5 protein-coding genes and 2 pseudogenes are annotated in these 7,436 nt (G+C 52.1%); 4 read left to right on the forward strand and 3 right to left on the reverse strand.

The window, feature by feature from the left end; genetic code table 11:
- Positions 1 to 117: pseudogene (locus tag ABLN87_RS21740) on the reverse strand (IS3 family transposase); the annotation flags it as partial.
- A 208-nt stretch (positions 118 to 325) separates the two neighbouring features.
- On the opposite strand from ABLN87_RS21740, the pseudogene ABLN87_RS21745 reads away from it, so the two are divergent.
- Positions 326 to 427: pseudogene (locus tag ABLN87_RS21745) on the forward strand (IS6 family transposase); the annotation flags it as partial.
- A gap of 119 nt (positions 428 to 546) precedes the next feature.
- Here ABLN87_RS21745 and ABLN87_RS21750 read toward each other — a convergent pair.
- Both ABLN87_RS21750 and ABLN87_RS21755 read right to left on the reverse strand, forming a co-directional pair.
- A complete protein-coding gene (locus ABLN87_RS21750; RefSeq protein WP_353014196.1) occupies positions 547 to 4,893 on the reverse strand; it encodes a hypothetical protein in 4,347 nt (1,448 codons plus the stop codon).
- Between the two features lie 166 nt (positions 4,894 to 5,059).
- Positions 5,060 to 5,383 (reverse strand): integrase core domain-containing protein, encoded by a 324-nt coding sequence (locus tag ABLN87_RS21755; RefSeq protein WP_353014197.1) that lies wholly within the window; start codon positions 5,381 to 5,383, stop codon positions 5,060 to 5,062.
- Between ABLN87_RS21755 and ABLN87_RS21760 the strand changes: the two genes are divergently transcribed.
- From ABLN87_RS21760 to ABLN87_RS21770, 3 genes are read left to right on the forward strand one after another with little or no spacing between them, the layout of a single operon-like run.
- Positions 5,373 to 5,558, forward strand: coding sequence for a hypothetical protein (locus ABLN87_RS21760; protein WP_353014200.1), 186 nt, complete (start codon positions 5,373 to 5,375; stop codon positions 5,556 to 5,558). The genes ABLN87_RS21755 and ABLN87_RS21760 overlap by 11 nt on opposite strands.
- 3 nt (positions 5,559 to 5,561) lie before the next feature.
- The gene (locus tag ABLN87_RS21765) at positions 5,562 to 6,587 is read left to right on the forward strand and encodes a type IV secretory system conjugative DNA transfer family protein (RefSeq protein ID WP_353014198.1); all 1,026 of its coding nucleotides are present in this window, start codon (positions 5,562 to 5,564) and stop codon (positions 6,585 to 6,587) included.
- Between the two features lie 54 nt (positions 6,588 to 6,641).
- Positions 6,642 to 6,989 (forward strand): hypothetical protein, encoded by a 348-nt coding sequence (locus tag ABLN87_RS21770; protein ID WP_353014199.1) that lies wholly within the window; start codon positions 6,642 to 6,644, stop codon positions 6,987 to 6,989.
- The last annotated feature ends 447 nt before the right edge of the window (positions 6,990 to 7,436 follow it).

Here is a 7,436-nt window from a genome sequence, read left to right on the forward strand (position 1 = left end):
CTCAGTTATGTGCACTTCGCGGATCGCATCAACGCGCGCTATTCCTTGTCCGGCAAGCACATCAACCTGCCGCAACTTCTGAACTATTTCCTCTGGCTTGTGCCGCTTGTTTGCCATTCTCTGTCCTCCGTTTCCTAAACATAACGGTGGACCAATTCAGATGCAGCACTCCACCAGAGCCTCCGTTACGAAACAGCCAAAGCATTCCGAAAAACTCTGACAACGGGCAGCCCGCCATAGAATACGCTAGGATGTCCACTATCGATGCTGGACACTATCAGGCACTCCATCACGCCGTCAGAGCGGGCAAACCGGACGGATACCATTCCGACCCCGCCGCTATCGCCTCTCTTCCATTTCCTACCGCCACGCCCGATTGGACGCGCACGAACTTTGGAATGGCTATGCTCTCAAGTTGACCGCCTGACCGCGCCAGCAAAGGCGCTTTGCAACCGCTGGCAAACAAATTGGCAATGTATTCTGCCTTCAAGCGGTTCTGTCAACAAACACAGAAAACCCTAGGCGGCGAACTTTAGATTCAGGTGACTAGTGCTCCTCATCACAACACCCGTTCTTACCTGTGTCCAGTGCAACCAAAGTTGCTCTGTCAGCAATCAACTCAGGCTGGCTCAAATCTATCTGAAAACCTCTCCGGGGCCTCAGTCCGTTAGCACGCCGCGCTTTCGCTATCGTACTTTCTTCGGAAAGCCTGTTTCCCCGAGCGAGTTCAGCCCCCCAATCCGCTCCTTTGGCTTTCAACATGTCTTCCCAGGCTTCACGCCGCTCCTGCATCTCCTCGTCATTGAAGAAACGATCGAAGGTATCGCGCGCTACATTGTCGACAACCTGCATGAATGGAGCGCCCTCCTCACGGCCTCTTGCTGTTCCAACCGCCAAGAACATATGATAAATTGGATACAGCGTCTTTGTATTCACTGAATATGCTGCCTCCCCGTGCGCTTTTGTGCCAACGGCCAAGGCATCAGTACCGAACATCAGCCGGTCGCTGTGTTCATTTAGTACATTCAACCAGTTGTTGCCGTTATTGCCATGCACCACCATTAGGCTCTCTAGCACGTCGGCAAAGCGTGGATCTTCTGAAATGAGCCGATCCAAGCTGTCTTTGAAGGCTGCAAGTGTAGTCAAGTGAAGTTGCGCGATCTTGTTCGAGCTCACTCGGTGCAATGCCGATAGATTTTCGTCGCCAATGTCGGCGGCTGTATCAGACAAGCTACCTGCTTCGGAAAAAGCTTGATAAGATTTTACAATCGCATCCAATCCGTCTTGTAGCTCTCGCATTCCATGACGCATATCTTCTGGCACATTGGTTTTTACCAGAAGATCGCGGGTGTTTTGAAGAATGTCATGGGCAATAAAATCCCAGGACAGATCTACAAATAGAGCGCTTTTCAGTTTCTCATTGCTCAGTAGTTCGTTGAGATCACGCGTATGATGCCTCGAGTCTGGCGTAAACCTTGAAATGCCAGCACCATGTGCCCAACTGATCATAGCCTTACGCCTAGGCAGATGCCTTGACGGTCCACCAACTGAATCAAATAGAGGGTCTGCGCGGTGAATGCCTTCTTCTCCATTAACCTCCTCAATCCAATCTGTTAGAACCTCTACAACTTGAGATGTATATTTGTTTTTGTTCGTTGGTGTGCCTCGGTCACAATGCAAAATTATCGGTAGCCCCCGATCCGAACAGTCGCGCAACATCTGTTTCGAAGCCGGGCCAGGGATGTTTGGAATTTCTGGGTTCAGCTCTGAAACAATTTCTTTTATCCAAGTGACCTCTCCAACCGATTTGAAGAGCCGGGGATACTGAGCGAGCTTCAAGTCTATCGACTTACCGATTGTAGGTTTGTCAGTAAGGTCGATCCCCGTGATCGACAATGAGATCGGCCGTCCCTTGTTCGGATCATGGCGAATTGTATTTATTAGATCCGAACCAAGGGCCTCGTCGTGGGACCTGTATCTAAGACCAAACTCGGGGCTAGGCCCAAGCATCGTATCAATCAGTGCTTTTCCAGCTCGATTTGGCTTTACCTCTGCGGCGTAATACTTGTGATCTGGCCGAGTATGTGCAAGCTGTGACGGGATTCCCGCAGCATTCGTCTGTAGTACTCCGTTGTCTCTCATGAACTGTTGCAACATTTCCAAGTCATTTACAGCGCCGGAGTAACTTGTAGGGTGATAGTGCGCATCATTTTGCTCAATGGTCTCCATCGGTGCCCTATCAAATACTTGGTTCGTTTTGTGCGCCGCCTCCCACAACGGTTGATGACGGAAATGCATTTTTGCAAGATCCTGGCCCAGGGCTTCAAACGCGCGAACTGTCGCTATGTCAAACTCGTCTTCGGAGGTCGGGTTAGGGTATTCATCCAAGATGGTATCAAAAAGCTCATGGCCAAATGCGTTCCTGAGATCATGCTCGGTAGTCAGGGGAACAATTACTGGTCGGTTCTCCGATGGTCCGGTCTCGACTTCACCTCTGTGTCTAATTGCGTTGCGGCTACGTCGAAGTTCCTCCGCGAGGTGTTCGAACGAAAAACTGCCCCGGCCCAATTCCCGCCGCAAATTAGATAGGTCTCTGTTTCTATTCCATCCACCCTGTTTTTCAATGGTCAGAGCGGTTCGAATGGTCTTGCGAGCGTTTCGCCTAGACGCTGTGACCTGTTCCTGATCTCCGGTCTCCACATCACCTAAAATACCGCACCCTTCCATTGCGAAGCGGTTTCGAATGATTGCAATCTTGGCCTCAGCTAATTTGGTATCCTTGCTGCACCAATTGACGGCCTGCTCTAACTTAGATAGGAGCGTATCCAGTTTCTGACCTGTAGCAATCGCGTGCTCAGCAAACTGAAGCGACGGAAAACTAGCAGACGATTTTTTGGAGAGCGCATCAACGATAACGTTAGCCTGAGTTAGGATCTTACGATCCCGAAACCACCCGCTAGACCGAAAACGCCCGGCTTTCTGAGGTCGAAAATCAACCAATAGACCTGTCAAGTTATTGATTTGACCAATTTTATCTGTGGTAGAGAGGCCTGCAAGCAAGGGCAAAATAGGTCGCAACGCACCGTTCGCTGATCTTTTTTCGACCCCTTCTTCTTGGGTTTGCACTTGCGCTACAATGGCCTGAGCGTCACGCAAACGACGCTGAGCATTCTTGACGTAGACATCAAGCGTCCTGGGCTCTTCGGGTCTTTCTTGTCCAGCTCGCCCATCTTCGGCAAGCTGCTGATAGTCCGCAGCTGTGCTTAGCGAGTGCGCTGCTTTGCAGAGGTAGTTTCCGATTTCCGCGAGCTCAGCAGCTCCGGTATCGTGGCTAGCGTCGCTAAGTCTGGCCCCCAATTCTTCGAAGCGTGAAGCGCCTTCTCGAAAAATCTCAATCTTGGAAACTCCCATCAATGCGGGGCTAGAGAATATTTTCTTGACAAGCTCATAGTCCGCTTTTGCATCGTCTAGGGTCTCACTTGCTTCAACCTCGGCATCCAATTTCGACGCCAATAAAGCGGCTGCGTTTTCAAACCGCTTCATTGACGATTCTTGAAGTCCAGCGACCATAACTTGTTGGGACGCTTTGATGTGCTTATTCGCATGTAAGGCTGGGTGATTAAAGAGCCTGGTCATCGCTGCGCTTGCCACCGATTTCGCTGCGAAAAACGCCGAAAAAGTTGCCATGACCTTTCGGAATTCCCCACTAGCACTCCCATCACTTTCTTCCGTCAATTGATCGACACCATACTCGGCTGCGCAAGCGAAAAGCGTCGAAATAGTCTCCGTAATCAGCATTCGTGTAGTGTTGCCACTCCAACCTTCGTTGCCTGCACCTTTTGAAAGGTTCGGAGTTTCACTATATTGCACTCCAGCAACTGCGCTGCGATTATGGACAGCAATCGGTTGCGCGTGAGAGTTGTCCGCCCCATTTCTATGAATAGTCAACTTCGCGATCGGTGCGTAAATAACCTCCTTTGCCACCCCCATCGCCAGCGAAGCACCGGCTGCCGCCATGTAGGCTCTGCCGCTCATGCTCAATTGCCCAGCCAAAGTCTTGCCTGTGCTGTCCCAACCCCGACTTTCTGCCAACTTGAGCAACCCAGCACGGGCCCCGGAATACACCGTTGTACCGATAATTGAATCCACGAGGCCACCTGCTTTAGATTTTATCGGCCCAACACCGGCGGAATTGCCAGAAGGAAGTAATACTTGGGTTTCTGCTCCCCCGAGCCGGTGTCTGACCGAACCAGACGCACCAGCTGACGGTATCGTAAGCATTAGTCCAGCAGCAAAAACCCCATCACCGATTTGACGCGCTGCATCCCTTGAGACGCCATTATTGCGCATATAAAGTTCCGCACCAGTTGAAACTGCTGCTGGAAGAGCAAAGCCGATATTACCAACCACACTTGAAAGCACATTGACTGAAGAACGTTTAATCGAAGGGTCTACTGGACCTGAGTCTGACTTTGACGCGCGATATAGGAAATCCGCTGATCGCTTTGTATAGTTCGCAAGGGCACGTGAGAATGTGTTCAGCGTCTCTCGGCTGGCTCTGCTTCCCTCGTGTTCGAGAACGCCGATTGCGCGGAACAATTCATTTTCAGCCGCGATCAAGTAGTCTGGAATGCCTTGGTTACGCTTAAGTGGCTGTAGTGATTGTGCAAGCTTCCTAAGTTCTGGTCTTGATTCTGGTTCTGAATTGGAAGCGGTTACCCGATCGCCTCTAACCCCTGCGGTTCTGCCGCTGCGGAGCCGACCCATTGCCGAAGACTCTCCTGCCGAGTATCTTGCACGCAACCCGGGATAATCGTCATTATCTTCATCCCCAGCAGTGGAGGTCAACATTTTTCGCGAAGTTTGCGCCAGCGCTGGAGTGATCTCGTCCATAGATTTTGACCTTTTCTTGTTATTCCTATCTCTACTATCTTCAACTTAGTGGTATATTTTTTACTATATGAAAATTAATATGTGATATAACCTCAGGCAATCTCGTCAAAGAATACGGGCATCTTTGCACCAATTCGATTGTTTGACATGCTTTGATCCGGGCCGTTCAGGTGTAGAATCCGTTCCTGTTTCTTTCTGTTGATATGGTTGCAGTCAAGGCCTGCTGAGCGGAGCCCTTGCGGAGCTCAGGCGAGGCAGGCCGGGCGGCACGGTTGAGATTGGCGTAGACGGCTGGTGCCAATCCGCCAAGTGATGTGTGCCGTCGTTGCGTCTTGTAGTCGATCCTCCAGTTTTCGATGATCTTCCGAGCTTCGGCGAGGTTGCCGAAGATAGTCAGCAAGTTTTGCTGCCAGCTTCCAAAAAAGGTAGTTTTCCTTCCTCTTGCCCCGCGTGCGCCAGATCCGGTGTCAAAGGGCGCGATGCTGCGCATGGCGGGCCAGGACAACAAACAGCTGGGGATCTACCTGTCGGTCCTGATGGGCGGTGGTCTGAATGCGTGGCGCAACCCCGCGATCGTTCGCGCGACAAAGACCAATGATTTTGACTTTGAATCGATGCGTTGGGAACCCCAGACCTGTTACATCTCGATTCCGGAAGCTCATTAGCAGGTGTCGCGCCCGCTGATGCGTCTGTTCATCCAATGCGCCATCAACGCGCTGCGCCGGCGTCTCATGGCCTCGGGTGAGGATTTCCTGCCGGTTCTGTTTCTGATCGATGAATTTCATTCGCTGGGGACAATGCAGGGCGTCTTCGATGCGGTGACCACCCTCCCCGGCTATGGTGGCCGGCTGTGCCTGATTGTGCAATCGCCGGCATCGCTGCGCGAACACTATGGGCCAGCTGGTGAAGAGATCCTGACCGAGAGTTCGCACCTGCATGTCTGGCTGACGCCCAATTCCGAAGAGACAAAGCAAAAGCTGTCCAAGGCCCTTGGCAACAAGACGGTGACGCAAAAATCCGTCTCGGGTTGTAACTGGTCGAAAGAGCCTGGAAGGTCTGAAAGCTGGTCGGAGAAAAGCCGGGCGCTGCTGACACCTGAAGAAATCGGCCGTCTGGGCAAGGAAGAGGTCATTATCACCGGCAAGGGCATGTTCCCGATCCGCACCAACCGGGTATCCTATTGTATAGACCATCGGTTCAAAGCGCTGAACAACAGTCAGAAGGGCAAGCCCTGGCCGGATGTGCCTGTGGTCAAGGATGGCGTTGTGACTCGGTATGACGAGTTCCTGAAGGATGCCGGTTCCTCAAACTCGGGCAATGCCGAAGAACCGGAGCCTGAGCCTGTCGCCAAACCGTCCTTGTCGCAGCGTGCGGCTGTCACTGGGCCACGCTCGTACGATCCGCCTGAGTATGCCGGACACCTTGATCAGGGCGTGGTCGGCTACGGCTTCTTCGAAGATCCGAGCGAGATAGCCGGTGGCGAAGAAACAGCCGAGGATCGCCAGCTGACGCAAGCAATCGAAACGGTGAAAGCACGCAGCTTTGCGGACAACCTCGGCAGCTTGTTGAACCTGGCACCGATCAGCGCAGACAGCGAGCCGGAGCTTGCCGATCTGTCACACCGGCTTTCACCCGATGAGCTGGTCAACAGATTGATGCCACTGTTCAGCAGTCAAAGCACACAGCTGGCTTAGTCCGGCTGCTGTTGTTCCATCTCTCCGAAGTTCTTCAAAAAGAGGCCAAGCCCGATGAAAACGCCGAGTAACACTCCTGAAAATGACCCGCTCACTACAGCAAAAACCAAACCTCGAACCGTCTCAGCAACAGGAACGGAAACGCCAAGATCCGGTAAACTTGTGACGCCGATCGTCAATGAAGGCGAAAGGGAACAGGTTCATTTTTTCTCACCGCAGGATGCGATGGAGGTTGCCAATTTACTGAACGAAACGGCAGTGGCTGTACTAGAGGGCAATCGCAAAGTCGATCCGAATGTGAGGTTCGCAATACCAATTAGCCACGGAAAGGCTCCAAGAAAGGTACGGATGAATGAACCTAGGCTCAGAACTCATAATCAGGCCTACCCGCCCCGAACGTGAACAGACGAGGGCTATGAGGAACCCAAGAAGAACACATGACTTTGTGGCCGTTCGCTGCGCATTGTTCGAACTAGCAATATGCGGGACTCGCAGACCTTGGGTTTTCTTCATTCGCAGATGGATGCAGTATGGCTTCGCCCATGAAACACGCTCATTGCTGATAAACCTCGGAGTGGGTGCCGAAGTTCACCGTCGTGTGCTCTTAAGTTGCCTCAAAACTCACCGCACCATCATCATTATTCCGGGTGGTCCAGCTTCTTTTCGCAGAACTTGTTAACACCTGCATGCAGCAGGATTGTCAGAACAGCAAGTACAAGCAAGGCAGCAAACATCAGGTGTCCGTCGTCAGGGATTTTGGGACAGATGGCGCTCTGATCTAAGAGAGGATGTGGCTCATCTGGTTGGATTGATTATGCGGCGGATTTGCGGTGAAGCAAGCGCCGGGTT

The sequence above is a fragment of the Ruegeria sp. SCP10 genome (assembly GCF_040329495.1).
In the GTDB taxonomy this organism is placed as follows: Bacteria; Pseudomonadota; Alphaproteobacteria; order Rhodobacterales; family Rhodobacteraceae; genus Ruegeria.

Excerpts from the sequence above, each read along its gene's own strand:
- ABLN87_RS21750 (WP_353014196.1), bottom strand. The coding sequence starts at position 4,893 with ATGGACGAGATCACTCCAGCGCTGGCGCAAACTTCGCGAAAAATGTTG.
- ABLN87_RS21760 (WP_353014200.1), top strand. The coding sequence starts at position 5,373 with ATGCTGCGCATGGCGGGCCAGGACAACAAACAGCTGGGGATCTACCTG.
- ABLN87_RS21770 (WP_353014199.1), top strand. The coding sequence starts at position 6,642 with ATGAAAACGCCGAGTAACACTCCTGAAAATGACCCGCTCACTACAGCA.
- ABLN87_RS21755 (WP_353014197.1), bottom strand. The coding sequence starts at position 5,383 with ATGCGCAGCATCGCGCCCTTTGACACCGGATCTGGCGCACGCGGGGCA.